This window comes from Salinarchaeum chitinilyticum (genome assembly GCF_055390775.1).
On the sequence record NZ_AP043888.1, the window covers coordinates 42,111 to 57,461 of the forward strand.

Annotated in this window: 17 protein-coding genes; 7 read left to right on the forward strand and 10 right to left on the reverse strand. The window is 66.4% G+C overall.

Annotated features, from left to right (window positions below; translation table 11 throughout):
- Nucleotides 1–57 precede the first annotated feature (57 nt).
- On the forward strand, nt 58–1,206 hold the full coding sequence (locus ACZ5KP_RS00210) for a DR2241 family protein (RefSeq protein WP_460918828.1): 1,149 nt from the start codon (nt 58–60) through the stop codon (nt 1,204–1,206).
- Nucleotides 1,207–1,269: 63 nt separating this feature from the next.
- Here the strand turns inward: ACZ5KP_RS00210 and ACZ5KP_RS00215 are convergent, their stop codons facing one another.
- Complete coding sequence (locus tag ACZ5KP_RS00215; RefSeq protein WP_460918829.1) at nt 1,270–1,956, reverse strand: DUF7524 family protein; 687 nt, start codon at nt 1,954–1,956, stop codon at nt 1,270–1,272.
- Between the two features lie 251 nt (nt 1,957–2,207).
- The gene (locus ACZ5KP_RS00220; protein ID WP_460918830.1) at nt 2,208–2,402 is read right to left on the reverse strand and encodes a methytransferase partner Trm112; all 195 of its coding nucleotides are present in this window, start codon (nt 2,400–2,402) and stop codon (nt 2,208–2,210) included.
- A 145-nt stretch (nt 2,403–2,547) separates the two neighbouring features.
- On the opposite strand from ACZ5KP_RS00220, the gene ACZ5KP_RS00225 reads away from it, so the two are divergent.
- From ACZ5KP_RS00225 to ACZ5KP_RS00235, 3 genes are all read left to right on the forward strand, one after another.
- On the forward strand, nt 2,548–3,237 hold the full coding sequence (locus ACZ5KP_RS00225; protein ID WP_460918831.1) for a metal-dependent transcriptional regulator: 690 nt from the start codon (nt 2,548–2,550) through the stop codon (nt 3,235–3,237).
- Between the two features lie 75 nt (nt 3,238–3,312).
- Nucleotides 3,313–3,849 carry an Rrf2 family transcriptional regulator gene (locus tag ACZ5KP_RS00230; protein WP_460918832.1) on the forward strand — a complete coding sequence of 179 codons (537 nt, stop codon included), beginning with the start codon at nt 3,313–3,315 and terminating at the stop codon, nt 3,847–3,849.
- Between the two features lie 148 nt (nt 3,850–3,997).
- Nucleotides 3,998–5,152, forward strand: a complete 1,155-nt coding sequence (locus tag ACZ5KP_RS00235; protein ID WP_460918833.1) for an NAD(P)/FAD-dependent oxidoreductase — start codon at nt 3,998–4,000, stop codon at nt 5,150–5,152.
- 101 nt (nt 5,153–5,253) lie between these two features.
- Here the strand turns inward: ACZ5KP_RS00235 and ACZ5KP_RS00240 are convergent, their stop codons facing one another.
- Both ACZ5KP_RS00240 and ACZ5KP_RS00245 read right to left on the reverse strand, forming a co-directional pair.
- The gene (locus tag ACZ5KP_RS00240; protein ID WP_460918834.1) at nt 5,254–5,730 is read right to left on the reverse strand and encodes an FAD synthase family protein; all 477 of its coding nucleotides are present in this window, start codon (nt 5,728–5,730) and stop codon (nt 5,254–5,256) included.
- Nucleotides 5,727–6,230: a Mov34/MPN/PAD-1 family protein gene (locus tag ACZ5KP_RS00245; RefSeq protein ID WP_460918835.1), complete on the reverse strand. Its 504-nt coding sequence runs from the start codon at nt 6,228–6,230 to the stop codon at nt 5,727–5,729. Before ACZ5KP_RS00245 ends, ACZ5KP_RS00240 begins: the two co-directional genes overlap by 4 nt.
- A gap of 202 nt (nt 6,231–6,432) precedes the next feature.
- Here ACZ5KP_RS00245 and ACZ5KP_RS00250 point away from each other — a divergent pair, with 202 nt between their 5' ends.
- On the forward strand, nt 6,433–6,684 hold the full coding sequence (locus ACZ5KP_RS00250) for a DUF6199 family natural product biosynthesis protein (protein WP_460918836.1): 252 nt from the start codon (nt 6,433–6,435) through the stop codon (nt 6,682–6,684).
- A 94-nt stretch (nt 6,685–6,778) separates the two neighbouring features.
- Complete coding sequence (locus ACZ5KP_RS00255) at nt 6,779–8,674, forward strand: DHH family phosphoesterase (RefSeq protein ID WP_460918837.1); 1,896 nt, start codon at nt 6,779–6,781, stop codon at nt 8,672–8,674.
- 49 nt (nt 8,675–8,723) lie between these two features.
- Here the strand turns inward: ACZ5KP_RS00255 and ACZ5KP_RS00260 are convergent, their stop codons facing one another.
- From ACZ5KP_RS00260 to trpC, 6 genes are all read right to left on the reverse strand, one after another.
- Nucleotides 8,724–10,454, reverse strand: a complete 1,731-nt coding sequence (locus ACZ5KP_RS00260) for a phospholipase D-like domain-containing protein (protein WP_460918838.1) — start codon at nt 10,452–10,454, stop codon at nt 8,724–8,726.
- Between the two features lie 271 nt (nt 10,455–10,725).
- The gene (locus ACZ5KP_RS00265) at nt 10,726–10,974 is read right to left on the reverse strand and encodes a hypothetical protein (protein WP_460918839.1); all 249 of its coding nucleotides are present in this window, start codon (nt 10,972–10,974) and stop codon (nt 10,726–10,728) included.
- A gap of 144 nt (nt 10,975–11,118) precedes the next feature.
- Nucleotides 11,119–11,913 carry a 2-amino-3,7-dideoxy-D-threo-hept-6-ulosonate synthase gene (locus ACZ5KP_RS00270; protein ID WP_460918840.1) on the reverse strand — a complete coding sequence of 265 codons (795 nt, stop codon included), beginning with the start codon at nt 11,911–11,913 and terminating at the stop codon, nt 11,119–11,121.
- Between the two features lie 47 nt (nt 11,914–11,960).
- Entirely contained in the window at nt 11,961–12,857 is an 897-nt protein-coding gene (gene trpA / locus ACZ5KP_RS00275; RefSeq protein ID WP_460918841.1) for a tryptophan synthase subunit alpha, read from the reverse strand.
- Nucleotides 12,854–14,107 carry a tryptophan synthase subunit beta gene (trpB, locus tag ACZ5KP_RS00280; RefSeq protein WP_460918842.1) on the reverse strand — a complete coding sequence of 418 codons (1,254 nt, stop codon included), beginning with the start codon at nt 14,105–14,107 and terminating at the stop codon, nt 12,854–12,856. Before trpB ends, trpA begins: the two co-directional genes overlap by 4 nt.
- Nucleotides 14,104–14,919: an indole-3-glycerol phosphate synthase gene (trpC, locus tag ACZ5KP_RS00285; protein ID WP_460918843.1), complete on the reverse strand. Its 816-nt coding sequence runs from the start codon at nt 14,917–14,919 to the stop codon at nt 14,104–14,106. Before trpC ends, trpB begins: the two co-directional genes overlap by 4 nt.
- 143 nt (nt 14,920–15,062) lie before the next feature.
- Between trpC and ACZ5KP_RS00290 the strand changes: the two genes are divergently transcribed.
- Nucleotides 15,063–15,347: a hypothetical protein gene (locus ACZ5KP_RS00290; protein ID WP_460918844.1), complete on the forward strand. Its 285-nt coding sequence runs from the start codon at nt 15,063–15,065 to the stop codon at nt 15,345–15,347.
- Nucleotides 15,348–15,351 lie beyond the last annotated feature (4 nt).

A 15,351-nucleotide genomic window follows, 5' to 3' on the forward strand; every position in this document is an offset into this window, starting at 1 on the left:
GACGGATCGGACCGCCGGAAGCGCCCCACTTTTCTCGCGGCGGTTGCAAGCTATCCCATGAAGGTCGCACAGCTGGACGCGCTCGTCGCGGCCACCGAGGACGGCGTGGACTGCGACGGTCTCGTCGCGAGCGAGGACGCCGACGGCTACCACGTTTCGATCGACGGCGACCGCCGTGACGGACTCGACGAATCGACGTTCCGGTCGGTCGCGGCCGAACATCCGAACTTCGTCGGGAACTGGTACTTCTGGGAACACGAGGTTCCGCCGGGCGACGACCGCGTGGCGTTTCTCCGACGACTCGAGGCCGCCGAATCGACGCCACTTGCGGAGCGACTGGAGCGCCTCGATTCGGGGATGCACGCGACGTGGGGACAGCTCCACGTCTCCGTTTCCCTCGAGCGTGCTAGTGATGGAACGGGCTACAGTCGACGCTACACGCTCCGGCACGTCGACGACGTGGTGGACGACGCGAGCGAAGCCGATCACGACACTGACCGTGACGACACTGACGGCGCTCCGGACGCCGATCTCGTCGATCACCACGATCCACTCGACGCCCGCGAACTCTCCAAGCTCGACGAGGGCGATCGCTACCGGCCGCTGAAGACGGCGCCGACGCTCCAGCGAGGCTGGCGATTTCCGACGCTGGCTGCCGACGAACTCGTTCGCGCGGTGGAGTGTTTCTACCCCGCGACGATCCCGAACTGGTACCGTGAGCGGACGGGATCCCTCGACGTCGATCACTGGCGCGACACCGCGGAGCGCCAGACCGGCATTTACGACGTCGTCGAGGAACTTCCACGGGAGGCCGCGGAGTGGGTCGCGCAGGCCTGCTGCGTCGATTCACAGTGTCTCAAGCGCCGCGAGTGGGAGTACGACGAGGACGACGAGCTGGCCGTCGACGGTGGCGACGGCGAGTTCCCCTGTCGCGAACCCTGTTCGCTCGTGGTTGCGGCCGCGCGCAAGTGGACGATCCTCGAGAGCGAGACCGAGCGAACCTACGAGTTCGAGCTGACGCCGAGCGAGAAACACCAGCTCGAGGAACTGATCGACGCCGTCGCGGACGGGCGGGTCGACGACATCCGGGAAGCAGACGTCGGCGAGGGCGCGAATCGCTACCGGGCGCGGTATCTCCGAGCCAAGCGTTTCGACGAGGACGGCAACCTCTGTGGCGTCGAGACCACCGGCGGAGACGGGGAGTAATCCGCCGAAGTACGGCCCTCTGGGAGATTCGGTGCCAGCGCAGGATCGGTCGATCGATCCCTGCTACCGCCGAAGCAGTACGCCAGCGGCGCCGATCACGGTGGCCAGGACGACGAGCACGGCCAGCCGCACGACCGCACCTTCGACGAACTGCCACGCGAGTACCGCGATCAGCAGCGCCACGAGCGCGAGCCCCGCGAGGAGTCCCGTTCCGGCATCGCGCCGGGGCGTCACCGCGTCGACTGCGTCGTCGATCGCCTTCGACGCTCGCTGGAGGACGGGCACCGAATCACCGTTGCCAACGGCGGTATCGCCAGTGGTCGCGCCGCCGCTCGCTGCGACGGCGTCACGTTCCGTACCACCTGCCTTCGTTGCTCCGGCGTCCTCGCCGTCCGAATCGCGCTCGATCGGACTCGTCGGTACGTTCGAGGACTCTCGCACGAGCACGCCGATCGCGACGGACTCCCTGCCGTAGCCCGTCGAGAGTTCGAGCGTCCCCCGCGCGGGCCGCAGGTCGGTCCGGACGTCGACCGGGACTTCGACGACGTCCTCGGGCTCGAGGAACGGGTTCCCCTCGGTCACGGTCGCGGTGCTCGCGAGATCACCCGAGAGCGAACAGTGCATGTGGCTCCCCTCGCCGTGATTCTGAATTCGCACGACGAAGGGTCCGTCAGTCTCGAAGCTGTCGCTCGCGGGCTCGATCGCGTGGTGCTCCGAGCGGTTGAGGTGAACCACGAGCGCGTCGGTCACGGGGTGGTGTGCTCGCGCAGCGGGCAAAAAGGTTCGCCGCGTTGGCGAGCACAACTGTGCCGATTGGTGGTTCGGCCATCGCTGGTTCGACCGTCAGATCGACCGCGCTGCTCCGTTAGCTGTGGTCGGGGAACGAACGGCTCTGGATAGGGGTTGCTCTGGATGAGACTGCGCTGAGCGATCGGCTCAGTAAAGTGGGTGCTCGAGAGAATTGCTCAAATGGTTGCTCAAATGTTGCTCGAGGGGATTGCTCAAGAAGGAGCTTCCTCCCGCATGTCCGGCGGGAGCAGGTTCGCGATGCCGTCCGCGATCTCGTAGGTCTCGCCGCAGTCCGTGCAGGTGAGCGTTCCATCGAGGATCTCTTCGCCGTCCTGCTCCTCGACGTCCAGATCCAGCTCCGCCTTGTCGAGCGGACACCGCAGGATGTCGAGCGTCGATTGCTTCACCGCGGGTCACCCAGTGTCATACAGACTACTCCACGGGGCACTCAAAAAAGCGTGACGGGTCCGGCGCCCGACACCGACACCGGCGCCCTGCTCCCAGAACGCTCGGGACCGGCACTTATACGAGACGGCCGTTCCAACCCCCAGTATGATGCTGAGCGACGTCATGGAGGACTACCTCAAGGCGATCTACTACCTCCAGGGCGAAGACGAGGAGGAGCGGATCCGGACCTCCGAGATCGCCGACCACCTCGACGTGACGTCGCCGACGGTCACCAGCATGCTCGAGAAGCTCGAAGAACGCGGCCTCGTCGACCGGGAGAAGTACGAGGGCGTTCGCCTCACCGAGGAGGGCGAGACGGTCGCACTCGAGGTGCTTCGCCACCACCGTCTCCTCGAAGCGTATCTCACGGAGCATCTGGACTACGACTGGAGCGAGGTCCACGACGAGGCCGATCGGCTCGAACACCACATCTCGGAGAAGTTCGAGCGTCGCCTTGCCGAACTCCTCGACGATCCGGAGGTCGATCCCCACGGCGACCCGATCCCCAACGAACAGCTCGATCCGCCGCCGGCCGACGAGGGACGGCCGTTGACCGAGTTCGACGCCGAGGACCGCGTCGCGGTGGCGCGGATCGAGGACGGCGACGCGGAGATCCTCAGATATCTGGCCGAGCGTGGGATCGAGCCGGGGGCGATCCTCGAGATCACCGACGTCGCCCCTTTCGGCGTGGTAACGGTGCGTGCTGCTTCGGAAGCGGAAAGTTGTGCACTCCCAGAGGAGGTCGCCCTGGAAGTGCTCGTAACGGCCGTTGCAGAGGAGCTGGAGCGTGCCTGAATGCCCGAACGGTCCGATGAGAACTTCGGGGCCAGTACCCACGGTTTTAAGGAAATCTACGAGCAAAGAGTGTGCATGTCATCGATCGAGCTGACTCCCAGCCAGAAGACGATTCTGACCGCACTGGTCAACCTCTACGGGGAGGAATCCGAAAACGCGGTCAAGGGGGAGCAGATCGCCGAAGAAGTCGATCGCAATCCGGGTACGATCCGCAATCAGATGCAGAGCCTGAAAGCACTCCAGCTCGTCGAGGGAGTCCCGGGCCCCAAGGGCGGCTACAAGCCGACTCCGACGGCCTACGAGGCGCTCGACGTCCAGCAGATGGACGACGCCGCCAGCGTCCCGCTGTACCACGAGGGAGAGCTGCTCGACGGTGCCACGGTCGAGGAGATCGACCTCAACAGCGTGCACCACCCCGAGCTCTGTCGCGCCGAGATCCACCTCCAGGGTTCGATTCGCGGCATCGACGAGGGCGATCAGGTCATCGTCGGTCCGACACCGCTCTCGAAGCTCCAGGTCACCGGCACGGTCGACGGGAAGGACAACAGCGCGAACATTCTCATTCTGCGGATCGACGATATGAAGGCGCCCGCCGAGGAGCCGGCCCACTGAGTCGGCCAGGTCGGGTTCGACGCTTCGGGCGATCGGCAGTTCCGGGATAGCAGCGACGAGTCTATAACGAACTGTCATGGACGTGAACGAATGGCACGCAGGCGTGCGATTCGCAGGGTTTGTATCGCGGCACCGCTGACGACCGCACATGTCAGCGACGGTCGCCGTGCTTGGCGCAGGCTACGCGGGTGCCGGCGCGGTGCAACGTCTCGAGTCGGAGCTCGACGATGCGGATCTCGTCTGGATATCGGATACGGACTACCACCTGGTTCTCCACGAGTCTCACCGCTGTATTCGCGACCCGAACGTCCAGGACTCGATCGTCATTCCCGTCGAGGAGGTGAAGGCGCCGTCGACGACGTTCGTCCACAGCGAAGTGACCGGCCTCGACGCCGACGAGCAGGTCGTCGAACTTGCCGACGCCGACGACGTCGCGTACGACTACGTGCTCGTCGCGATCGGAAGCGCGACGGCTTTCTACGGAATCCCTGGACTCGCCGAACACTCGCACACGCTCAAGAGCCTCGACGACGCGCTCGCGATCCACGACGACGTGGCAGCCGCAGCAGCCGAGGGCTCCCCGGACGATCCTGGGACCGTCGTCGTCGGTGGCGCCGGGCTCTCCGGCATCCAGACCGCCGGCGAGGTCGCCGAGTATCGGGACGAGCACGACGCGCCGATCGACATCGTGCTCGTCGAGGCCCTCGACGAGATCTTCCCCGGGCAGGACGCCTCGATCCAGCGCGCGCTCCGGAAGCGCCTCGAAGCTCGCGGCGTCGAGATCCTCACCGGCGACCCGATCACCGAGGCCACGGAGGAGGCCGTGATCTTCGAGGAGGGCGACGATCTCCACTTCGACGTGCTGGTCTGGACCGGCGGCATCAGTGGGCGCGACGCGCTCGAGGACGCCGGCCTCGACAACGAGCACAATCGACTCACCGCCGACGACACCTTCCAGACCTCCGACGATCGCGTGTTCGCGATCGGCGACTCCGCGCTCGTCGCACAGGACGACGACGTCGCGCCGCCGACGGCGCAGGCTGCCTGGCAGGCAGCGGAGGTCGCCGGCCAGAATCTCGCACGGGCGATCGACGGACGGCCGCTCAAATCCTGGCGCTACGACGACAAGGGGACGGTCGTCTCCGTCGGCGAAGACGCCGTCGCCCACGACGTCGACGTCGTTCCGTTCTTCGACACCTTCGGCTCGGTGCCGGCTCGCGTCCTGAAGAAGACCATCGCAGCCCGGTGGATCAAGGACGTGACCTCATGGCGTCGGGCGAAGGCCGCCTGGCCCGACCTCTAAAGCGGCTCTTCGGACGGCTCGTCTACCGAAGTCGGCGAAACCACCGTTCCCACGGTCGGTGGAATCCACGGTAGCCACTCGGGACTGCTAGAGGGATCCGCTCACGACCGCTCGCGGAGAATCTTCTCGATGATCCGACCCGTCGAGAGAAGCTCGTCTTCATCCGTCCGTGGCCGTGCGGACGCTCTCCGGAGGTCGCAGTCGATGCCGCGCTCGTCGAGAGCGTCGGCCAGCGCGTTCTCGTCGTGGTGCTGGTCGTGACCGAGGACGATCACGTCCGGCTCGATTTCCTCGATCGGAACGAAGATGTCGTCGGGATCGCCGAGGCGTGCGTGATCGACCGCCTCGAGCGCGGCGATCACGTCTCTGCGCTGCCCCTCCGGGACGACCGGCGTCGGTTTGTGCGAGACGTTGCTGTCCCGCGCCACGATGACGTGCAGTTCCTCGCCCATGCTGGCCGCGTCCTCGAGGTAGTGGACGTGGCCGGGATGGAGGATGTCGAACGTTCCCTGTGCGACGACGGTCGTCGGCGCAGTGGTGTTCGAATCGTTCGCCCCTTCGTCTGGCAGATCGCTCACTTGCGCTCACCCGCCGTTCGGTCGAGATCTGACTGGTCGAAGTGGAAGAAGTCCTCCCCCTCGGGGAGTTCGACGTCGATCACGTCGAGGGAGCGGTGCTGTCCCTCCTCGTCGAAGGCCTGCCAGTCGTTGCGCCGGTAGGGTGCACCGATGATGAGATGGACCTCGCCGCGCGTGAACGTCGCGAGGTCCGCTGCGCTCGGCTGGAGCACGCCGTTGGGATGGGAGTGGACGGAGCCGACTGCCGACCGGTCGTTCGGGATCATGTTGGTCTTGACTGTGGCACTGACTGAGTTGGACGTCGTTCCCGGGATGACGAGCACGTCGGTGATCACGATCCCATCGCGCTCGAGGCCGAGATCGCGGGCCTCCGTCCCCCGAAGGAACCCCATGTACTCGTCCGGGTGGGCGTCTTCGCTCGCCTCGAGGGCGAACTCCAGCGTCTCCTCGGCGATACCGAGGAGTTCACTGGAACGAAACAGCTTGCCGAAGAGGCCCATAGTCGGGATCGGTGCCTGCGGCTGCTAAACGTTCCGGAGTAGTATCATTCGTCGGGGAACTGCGAGGCTCCAGCCGGAACGATGAGAGTCGGGGAGTCCGCGTGACCGGCGACGGTGGCGTGATACTCGCCAATTATCGAGGGCTCGCCGGTGCTGGTCCTCGTCACGACGTTTTATCATCGCGGATGACCATCCCGATCGTATGCTACCGCCGGCGCTCGCGGGCGTTCTCGGCATCCTCGTTCTCCCTGTTGGTCTGTTGAACTGGCACCACGCCGAAGCGATTGCACGGTTCGACGAACGGCTCGACGCGATCGGCAGTGAACGCTCCTGGGACTCCGTCGAGCCTGCGGATTGGAAGGTCGCATTGCATCGGTACGCTGGCATGGTCTCGACCGCACTGGCGACACTCGGCATCGTCTACTGGATCACAGCATCGCTCGTCGCCGCGTAGCGAGGCGATCGGTCGGTTCGAACACGCGGCGGGAATCGGGCCTGCGGGCGATCCCAAAGGGGTTAACCGTCGGCCAAGCGAATCGAACTTCAACATGAGTGACTCCGACGTAGCGCCCGTCGTCTACGACCTCGATCCCGCCTGTTCGGTCGAGGACGTCCAGTCCGGGCGCCCCTACCTCGCGACAGTCAACGGCGTCGTCAAGTATGGCGTCTTCGTCGACCTCACGGACTCCGTCTCCGGCCTCGTCCACGAGTCCGCCCTCGAGAACGAGTTCGACGTCGGCGACGATCTCGTTGTCGAACTCGACGAACGAAAGGCAAACGGCGACCTCGCCTTCGTCCCCGCTGGCGTCGATCCGGTCGGGACGACGCTCGAACGTGTTACCCCGGACTACGACGTCGCGACCACCGATCAGCTCGAGACCTACATGGGCACGACGATCCAGCTCGAGGCCGAGATCGCCCAGATCCGCCAGACCGGCGGACCGACGATCTTCCAGCTCCTCGACGGTCACGGGATCGTCCCGGCTGCCGCCTTCGAGTCGGCGGGCGTCCGCGCACACCCCGATGCCGACGTCGGCGACGTCGTCCGCGTGATCGGTTCGGTGGAGCGCCACGAGGAGTCCCTCCAGCTCGAGATCGAGGAGCTCGCGGTGCTCGAGGGCGAGGACGCCGAGGAGACGCGGGCGACGATCGACGACGCCGTGGCTACTCGTGCGTCGCCGAACGACGTCGACCCCCTCGTCGAGTGGGGCGCTCTCGAGGCCATGTGGCCGGAGCTCGAACGCGTCGCCACGCTGCTCCGACGGTCGATCCTCGAAGGCCGTCCCGTCAGCGTCCGCCACCACGCCGACGGCGACGGCATGTGTGCGAGCGTTCCCCTCCAGCGAGCCCTCGAACGGTTCGTGGCCGACGTGAGCGAGGATCCCGAGGCTCCCGGCCACGCGATCCGGCGGCTCCCCAGCAAAGCGCCGTTCTACGAGCTCGAGGACGCAACGCGGGACCTCACCCAGGCGCTCGAGGACCGTGCCCGCCACGGGCAGAAGCTCCCGCTCGTCTGCATGCTCGACAACGGCTCGACCGAGGAGGACGTTCCCTCCTACGAGACGCTCGCACATTACGACGTGCCGATCGTCGTCGTCGACCACCACCATCCCGATCCCGACGCGGTCGCCCACCTCGTCGAGGAGCACGTCAACCCGTATCTCCACGGGGAGGATTACGCCGTCACGACCGGGATGCTCTGCGTCGAACTCGCGCGGATGATCGACCCCGATCCCGCGGCGACGACGGAGGAGCTCCGGCACGTCCCCGCGGTCGCCGGCCTCTGCGATCGCTCGGACGCCGACGCGATGGCCGACTACATCGACCTGGCCGATGACGCAGGCTACGACGAGGACGATCTCCGCGACGTCGGCGAGGCGCTGGACTACACCGCCCACTGGCTGCGCTACGACGACGGCCGCCACCTCGTCGACGACGTGTTGAACGTTGGCTGTGACGATCCCGAGCGCCACCACGAGCTCGTCGACCTTCTCGCCGACAGGTCCCGCGAAGCGATCGACGACCAGCTCGACGCAGCACTTCCCCACGTCGAGTCCGAGGACCTCGACAACGGTGCGACGCTCTACCGGATCGACGTGGAGAACCACGCACACCGATTTACCTACCCCGCACCGGGCAAGACGACCGGTGCCGTCCACGATCGCATGGTCGAGGAGCACGGCGAGCCGGCGATAACGATCGGCTTCGGCCCGGACTTCGCCGTCCTCCGTTCCGACGGCGTTCGCCTCGACATTCCCGAGATGGTCACCGAACTCACCGACGGCATCGTCGGCGGTGGCGTCTCCGGCGGCGGCCACCTCGTCGTCGGTTCGATCAAGTACGTCGAGGGGCGTCGCGAGGAGGTACTGGATTCGCTCGTCGAGAAGATGGCCGCAGCGGAGATCGACGAGGACCTCGGTACGACCACGACGGCGATCGAGTAACTTCGCCCCGATCGTCGCCCGTCGGCAGCTTGCTGGGCCCGTCGAATCCTCACGTAGCCCACCTGATTCGAGCGATCGCCAGTAGCGCGAGAACGATCCACAGCACGCAGACGGCGGCGACGAGTCCGGTCGGTATCGGCCATAGCGGCTCGTCTCTCGCGTCTGCCTCGAACACGTCGGCGTAGTAGGCCGCGACCTCCTCGCCCGTCAGGACGAGCACGACCTCCCGGTTCTCGTTGTACGCTGCCGGATTCCAGTTCAGGCTACCGAGGATCACGTGGCGATCGTCGACGATCGCGACCTTGGCGTGGACTTTCGAGAACCGCCCGCGGGGTTCGACGAGTTTCGCGTCGATCGGCAGGTTCTCCTCGGCAGCCAGCCGATCGATCTCCTCGACGAGTGCGCTGTTTTCCGCCCGTGCGTAAGAGGCACTGCTCAGGAGCACGTCGACCTCCGTTCCGTTGCGTGCAGCGGCGATCGACGCCTGCAAGAGCGAGTCGTCGATCCCCTCGATCGCCATCTGCTGGATCTCTATCGAGTGGTTGGCCGAGCGAAGCAGCGACTCGACCTCGCTTCGAGCGTTGTCTGGCGCGACGAGTAGCTTCGTCCGGTCGACGGGGACCGATTTCGGGGCGAAGTGAGTGGGATAGGTCTCGGTACTGGAACCACCCGGGACCGGATCGACGGTCGCACCGTACTCTGCCCAGTCGATCGTGCCAGGCCCGGTTCGATCCGCGTGAAACAGGGCCGCGAGCTCGCTCGCCGTCTGGGGCCCTTCGACGACCACGCCCCAGCCTCGACTGGAGTGACCACCCGTTCCTGCCGGCTTGAAGTTCTCCGTGAGGACGAGTGCGCTGTCGTCGACGACGGCGTACTTCGCGTGGTGGACGCCGAAGGGATCCCGCTCCCCGGCGAACACCGTCACTGACACGCCGGCGCTCGAGAGCGCATCGAGCGCGTCGACTTGCTGCTGGCTCATTCCTCCCACCGGCGAGCCTTCGAGCACCACGCGCACGTCGACGTCCCGTTGCTGTGCATCCACCAGAGCGCCGACGACGCGATCGGACGTCAGCGTGTAGCCGCCCAGGAAGATTCGACGCTCTGCATCTCGAAGCGTGGTCTCGACGACCTGGGGTGCGTCTGGGAGGACGAACGCCGTCGCGCTCGCTGGCGTGGTCTCGGCCGGATCGAGCGACGTCGATCCTGGAACGTTCCACTCCCACTCGCCGCCGTGCCATCGATAGCGTTCGCCCTCCGGGGCCGACTGGTAGCTGACCTCCGAGACGACCGTTCCACCTGGCCGACGAAGCTCGATCGCGTCACCGCCGTTCGCCAGTCGTAGCTCGCCGTCGAGCCGTTGGACCGATGCGGTCGACGCTGCGCTGACTGCTGCGGGCTCCGTCGAGAGCACGACCCGTCCATGTAACGTTTTGCCAGGGAACTCGGCCACAGCCCCCTCGTCGTCGACGACCGTCCAGCCGCTCGCGTTCGTCGGTCCTGGGAAATTCACGACGACGGACTCGCCGGCGTCCTCGTCTGCCAGCGGATTCGGCGTGAGGCCGACGATCGACGGGGTGGCAGCGTCCGCGGCGCTCGAATTCGACGCGTCCGTCGCCGTCGCAGTAGCGGCCCCGAGTTCTGGGTCGGCAGGATCGACTGCTAGCGGGTCCAGCGGACCGGGCTCCTGAGGCGATCCGCCGGCCGCGTGGACTGGCGCAGCCGGTACTGCCGCGAGCAGTACCACCACCAGTAGTGCGACGGAAAGGACGGCTGTTCGCACGGACGGGTCTGGTCGCGGCATCGTACCTAAAACTGTAGCACGTGGCCGTCGTCGCGGACGCATCGGCGCCGCTGGCGAGCTCGAACTCGGCGTACTGCTCTTCTCCGGGGGAGTTCACCGTGAGGATCCCGCGCTCGGAGTCGTGGGCTGTGATCGTGGCCCCGCTCTCCGTGGTGATCTCGGCACGCGTGGTGCTGGAGGCATCGAGCGACAGCGTAGCGCCAGTGACGTCCGTCACGGCCGACAGCGAGAGACCGGCTTCGACGTCACGCTAGGCATCGTACTCGCTCTGTGACTGGGCCGCCGCGGAGGCGAACAGCTCGGTGCCGCCGACGCTGTAGTTCGTCACGGTACTCCCGGACGTCTCGAAGCTGACGTACGTCCCCGCGTACGCGTCTGTCTGTACGGTCCGTTCGACGGAGCGGGATGCGTAGTTGCTCGGTACGGCGACGCTGGCCATGACCGCGACCGACGTCGTGAGCACCAGCACTGCGATCGCGACCGTTGCGACCCGTCGCATCGTCACGACCGTCATCCAGCCTGATAAAGGGGTTTCTGACAAACGGTCAAATAGACGGGCGCGATCGGAATTCGGCCCTATGATTTACAGGCACCCTTCGTGCTCACGACGATCGAGACTCGAGAAATCGGTCGCGTGGTGCCGTCAGGCTTCGACGGCCAGTCCCGACAGCTCGAGCGCCTCGTCGACGGACGCGTCGTCGTGGAGGACGGCAGCGACGGCGCGCGTGATCGCTTCGGGGTCCTCGTGCTGGAAGATCGACCGCCCCATCGAGACGCCCGCGCCGCCAGCTTCGACGGTTCCGCGGACCATCTCGATCGTCTCGCGGTCGCTTCCCCTGGAGCCGCCCGCGATGACGACCGGGAGCCGGGTCGAGTCGATGACGTGCTGGAAGCTCTCCGAATCGCCGCTGTAGGCCGTCTTCACGACGTCCGCACCGGTCTCCTCCGCGAGTCTGGCGGCGTGACCGAGCGCCTCGGCGTCGTGCTCGTCGACACCGGGGCCGCGAGCGTAGGCCATCGCGAGGACCGGAATGCCGTACTCGGCGGCCTCTCCAGTAAGTTCGGCGAGTTCGGTGAGCTGGGCGGGTTCGTACTCGCTGGCGACGTTGATGTGGAAGGAGACGGCGTCGGCGCCGGCGCGAATCGCCTCTTTGACGGTGCCAGTCCGGCGTTTGTCGGCCTCGTCCGGACCGATCTCGGTGGATCCGTTGAGGTGAACGATGTAGCCAGCGCCATTCTTGTTCGGGTGAACGCGTGGCGCGATCCCCTTCTGCGTGAGCACCGCGTCGGCACCCCCGGTCGTGATCGCGTCGATGGTCGATTCGATGTCTTTCAGTCCCTGTACTGCCCCCATCGTGAGCCCGTGATCCATCGGGACGATGAGGTACTTGCCGTCCGTGCCGATGCGCGAGAGTCGCGCTGTCGTTCCAGTTGTCATACTCGAAAGGCGTGTGGGTTCGTGTGTCAAGCTGTGGCAATCCCGGGTTATTGCCCTTCCGGTTCGGGGCGGTTCTTGCGAGCGCCGGCCGTGGCTCCCTCGGCGAGTTCGCTCGCCAGCGATTCGAGCCGGGTCGCGGTCTCGCGGACGGGCCGCTCCGTCTCGACGCCCTCCGCGACGACGTCCACCAGCGCGCTCCCAACGATGATTCCGTCCGCGCCGCCGGCGACGATCCGCTCGGCGTGCTCGCCCGTGGAGATCCCGAAGCCGACGGCTTTGGGAACCTGCCAGTCGGCGACGCGCTCGAGGATCGTCGCGGTCTGGTCGGACACCTCGGTGCGGGCGCCGGTCGTCCCGAGCCGAGCCTGGACGTAGACGTAGCCAGAGACGAGCTCCCGCATTCGGTCGAGGCGCTCGCCGTCGGTCGTCGGCGCGACGATGAAGATCAGATCGAGTCCGAACTCGTCGCAGGCCGCGCGGAGGTCGTCTGCTTCCTCGGCGGGGAGGTCGGGGATGACGAACCCCTCGATCCCGGCGGCTGCCGCCCGCTCGACGAAGGGCCGGGGACCATCACTCGCGTCCCCGCCGGACCCGTACTGATACACGAGGTTGTAGTAGGTCATGCAGACCAGCGAGGCGTTCACGTCGAGGGATTCGGCCAGCTCGAAGTAGCGGTCGGGCGTCATCCCGGACTCGAGCGCGCGGGCGATCGCCGTCTGGATCGTCGGGCCCTCTGCCATCGGCTCGGAGAACGGAAGTCCGAGTTCGATGACGTCGGCACCGCCCCGATCGAGCGCCTCGAGATACGCCTTCGAGGACTCGAAATCCGGATCGCCGGCGACGAGGTACGGGACGAACGCCGGGCCGTCGGCGAACGCCTCGGCCAGCGTGGGCCGTTCGCGTGTGGCCGTCTCCGTCCCCTCTGAGGCGTCGTCTCCCGTCATCGTTGCCCCTCCCGGAACACGTCCATGTCCGGTGCCGCCGCGAGGTCACGATCCGCGGACTCCTCGATCACCGTCTCGAGGTCCTTGTCGCCGCGGCCCGAAACGGTGAGCAGGATCGCGTCGCCGAGCGACTCGCCGTCCTCTCGAATGCGTTCCTCCAGATACCCCAGCGCGTGCGCGCTCTCCAGTGCGGGGATGATCCCCTCCGTGGCGGACAGCCGGTGGAACGCAGCGAGGGCCGCGTCGTCGTCGACGTTCGCGGGCGTGACGCGACCGTCGTCGACGAGCTGGGCGAGCTCCGGCCCGACGCCGGCGTAGTCCAGCCCGGCGGAGACGGAGTGGGACTCCATGATCTGGCCGTCTGAGTCCTGGAGGAGCTTGGTCCGCGCGCCGTGCAGAATGCCCTCTTCCCCCGTCGAGAGCGTGGCCGAGTTCGGCGCGACGCCGGCTGCTTCGTCGACCTCGAGCGAGGAGCCGCCGGCTTCGACGGCGTGGAGGTCGACGTCCTCGTCGGGGACGAAATTGTGGAAAGAACCCATTGTGTTCGAACCACCACCCGCACACGCGACGACTGCGTCGGGAAGCGTCCCCGTCCGGTCCTGGAACTGCTCGCGAGCCTCTTCGGAGATAACGGCCTGGAAGTCCCGGACCATGCTCGGGAACGGATGCGGGCCGACGACCGAGCCGACGACGTAGTGGGTCTCTTCGACTGTCGCCGCCCAGTCGCGGAACGTCTCCGTGATGGCCTCCTTGAGGGTGCCCCGGCCGACGTCGACGGGGTTCACCTCCGCGCCGTTGATCCGCATCCGGAAGACGTTGGGCCGCTGGCGGTTGATGTCGGTGCGGCCCATGTAGATCTCGCAGGGCATATCGAGGTGTGCGCAGGCCATCGCGGTCGCGGTGCCGTGCTGGCCGGCACCGGTCTCGGCGATGATCCGCTCCTTGCCCATGTACTTCGCGAGGAGCACCTGCCCGAGGGCGTTGTTGAGCTTGTGGGCGCCGCCGTGGAGGAGATCTTCCCGCTTCAGATAGACGTCGCAGTCGTACCGCTCGGAGAGCTGATCGGCGCGCTGGATCGGCGTCGGACGCCCACCGAAATCGCGCAGGCGCTCCCGGAACTCGTCGAGGAATCCGTCCTCGTTCTCGAGCACGTAGCGCTCGTAGGCGTCCGTCAGCTCCTCGATGGCCGGCATCAGCGCTTCGGGCACGTACTGCCCGCCGTACGCGCCGAAGTCCGCGTCACTGCTCATGCTCGGCCCTCACGCTCCGCCGTGGTGAACGTCTCGGTGTTCTCCCGCACCAGCGCGGTTCCCGAGCCCGGTTCGTCGTCGGTGGCAGCGGCGTGGTCCATGATCGCGCTCCCGATCAGGAGTGCGTCGGCACCCGCGTCGCGCATCCGTCTGGCGTCCGCTCCCGAACGGATCCCGCTCTCCGCGATCACCGTCACGTCGTCGGGTACGTCGACGGCATCGAGAACGGCCTCCGTCGTCCCGAGATCGACCTCCAGCGCCGCGAGATCTCGGTTGTTGATCCCGACGATGCCCGCGCCGGCGTTGACGGCCGTCTCGAACTCCGCAACGGTGTGGACCTCGACGAGCACCTGGAAGCCGCGGTCGCGCGCAGCGGCGAGGAGCCCCTCGAGGTCGTCGACGAAGCGCGCAATGAGCAACACGACGTCGGCCTCGACGACGTCGAGTTGGTCCTCCTCGAGGAGGAAGTCTTTCCGCAGAACGGGGACGTCGATGGCCGCCCGCACGTGTTCGAGCGTCTCGGGACTGCCGCCGAAGTGCTCGGGCTCGGTGAGCACCGAGAGCGCGGCGGCACCGCCCTCGACCATCGCCTCGGCCAGTTCGACCGGATCGTCCTCTCTGGTGCCGTCCGCGGTCGGACTCGTGGGCTTGACCTCCGCGATAACGGGCGTCCGACCATCGGATTCCGCGGCGTGGAACGCGCCCGTGAGCGATCTGGGATCGACGGTTACCCGACGATCCGGCGATGCCCGTTGCCGTGCGGCGTCCAGAATGGACTGCACGGCGGGAGCGACCTCCTCTCTGGCGTCCATATATGTACACTAACGAACGGAGCTGGCCATAAGGCTTGCGGGGTCGATCCGACGGTCGCGTCTCGTCGACGAAAGAGTCTAGTCGACGGGAAAGGTCTGGTTGAGCACAACCTTCTTTCGTTCACGCAGTCACTATCGAATCGATGAGCCTGGTGGAGAAGAGTGGACTCTTCCGCGAGCCCGAACCCAGATCGCTGGGACTCATATTCCTAGCGGGTGCCTTTCTCCAATTCGCGATCTACGGCTACTACAGCATCGTGCACGATTTTACCGGAGGCCCTCTGATTCCTGCCCTCGGTTCGATGTTTCTCGCGTTCGCGCTCCCGGAGTTCTTGCCGACAGAAAACCAAAGCGTGGTGGGCGCAGCACGGATCACTGCCTTTGGCTACGGCGCGATCATGGTGGCCTACGCCCTGTTCTGGATTTGACCGA

Bases quoted from the DNA above. Each gene is read 5' to 3' on its own strand.
- ACZ5KP_RS00210 (WP_460918828.1), top strand. From the start codon at position 58: ATGAAGGTCGCACAGCTGGACGCGCTCGTCGCGGCCACCGAGGACGGC.
- ACZ5KP_RS00225 (WP_460918831.1), top strand. From the start codon at position 2,548: ATGATGCTGAGCGACGTCATGGAGGACTACCTCAAGGCGATCTACTAC.
- ACZ5KP_RS00230 (WP_460918832.1), top strand. From the start codon at position 3,313: ATGTCATCGATCGAGCTGACTCCCAGCCAGAAGACGATTCTGACCGCA.
- ACZ5KP_RS00235 (WP_460918833.1), top strand. From the start codon at position 3,998: ATGTCAGCGACGGTCGCCGTGCTTGGCGCAGGCTACGCGGGTGCCGGC.
- ACZ5KP_RS00245 (WP_460918835.1), bottom strand. From the start codon at position 6,230: ATGGGCCTCTTCGGCAAGCTGTTTCGTTCCAGTGAACTCCTCGGTATC.
- ACZ5KP_RS00250 (WP_460918836.1), top strand. From the start codon at position 6,433: ATGCTACCGCCGGCGCTCGCGGGCGTTCTCGGCATCCTCGTTCTCCCT.
- ACZ5KP_RS00255 (WP_460918837.1), top strand. From the start codon at position 6,779: ATGAGTGACTCCGACGTAGCGCCCGTCGTCTACGACCTCGATCCCGCC.
- ACZ5KP_RS00265 (WP_460918839.1), bottom strand. From the start codon at position 10,974: ATGCGACGGGTCGCAACGGTCGCGATCGCAGTGCTGGTGCTCACGACG.
- ACZ5KP_RS00270 (WP_460918840.1), bottom strand. From the start codon at position 11,913: ATGACAACTGGAACGACAGCGCGACTCTCGCGCATCGGCACGGACGGC.
- trpA (WP_460918841.1), bottom strand. From the start codon at position 12,857: ATGACGGGAGACGACGCCTCAGAGGGGACGGAGACGGCCACACGCGAA.
- trpB (WP_460918842.1), bottom strand. From the start codon at position 14,107: ATGAGCAGTGACGCGGACTTCGGCGCGTACGGCGGGCAGTACGTGCCC.
- trpC (WP_460918843.1), bottom strand. From the start codon at position 14,919: ATGGACGCCAGAGAGGAGGTCGCTCCCGCCGTGCAGTCCATTCTGGAC.
- ACZ5KP_RS00290 (WP_460918844.1), top strand. From the start codon at position 15,063: ATGAGCCTGGTGGAGAAGAGTGGACTCTTCCGCGAGCCCGAACCCAGA.